The following is a 1,013-nucleotide window of genomic DNA, read 5'->3' as shown; positions in this document are numbered from 1 at the left end:
ATATACACTTGAGGAATTCAGCGATTCTGATATAAACGATATCATTGCAAATATCGATGAACCTAAAGTATCCAAAGTCAGGATGGAACCAGGACATACTAATACAGAGATATTTAACCAGGAACTTATAAAAACCGAGAAAATCATCAAGGAATCTGAGGAAGACAATGTCCCCGGTGAAGGTAAGATTTTCTATGACATAAGATTTTCAGTATACACAGAAAAGGAACTGCTGAAAGTACTGATAAACATAGAAGCCCAGAAAAGTACAAAACCCAGTAAACTTGGATATCATTTGGATAACAGGATTATTTATTATATGTCCAGAATGATTTCCGCTCAAAAGGAAGTCGAGTTTGCAAAATCGAACTATGACAGCCTAAAGCCCATCCGCAGTATCTGGATCTGCATGGATGCTGATGACACCGAAGACTCAATCAACCGCATCAGATTCAGGCAGGAAACGATTTATGGCAAGGACATGACTCTCGAAAACATAGATAAAGTCCAGGGCGTTATAATCAGATTAAGAAAGAACGAAAACACCGAAAAGTCCAGGAATGAACTAATTGCCATGCTTGAAGAGCTGCTTCGCAAAGAATCCGCAGAAGTAAAGAAAAAGCGATTAGCAGATGATTACGGATTAGTGATGAATATTGACACTGTTAGGAGGATTGATGAGATGTGTAATTTAAGCCAGGTGGTATTGGAGCAGGGATATGAACAGGGCATTGAGCATGGAATTCAGCAAGGAATATCCATGGGAGAACTTAAAGGAAAAGTAATCGCACGCTTTGAGGATGGAATGCCTATAGAAGAAATTGCCCTAAAGTCTCATATTTCTGTGGATGAAGTAACGGAAATCCTAAAGGAGAAAAAACTTATTACGGAATAATCTTGAAAATGAATACTCTATAGGGGATTCTAATTTCATGAACGAATGGTGGAGTATACAATCCGAAATCATGGTGTTTTCTAGCAAACTATCTTGCATACCGGCCCGCTGATGGCAA

1 protein-coding gene is annotated in these 1,013 nt (G+C 38.7%); it reads left to right on the top strand.

Annotated features, from left to right (window positions below; translation table 11 throughout):
* Positions 1-895: RpnC/YadD family protein (locus T501_RS23085; RefSeq protein ID WP_197028009.1), on the top strand; the 895-nt coding region annotated here is incomplete at its 5' end.
* Positions 896-1,013: the final 118 nt, after the last annotated feature.

This window comes from Butyrivibrio sp. WCE2006, from assembly GCF_000701985.1.
Classification (GTDB): Bacteria; Bacillota; Clostridia; order Lachnospirales; family Lachnospiraceae; genus Butyrivibrio.
The sequence above is the reverse complement of the archived record's forward strand: the minus strand, read 5'-3'. Positions and strand labels throughout refer to the sequence as shown.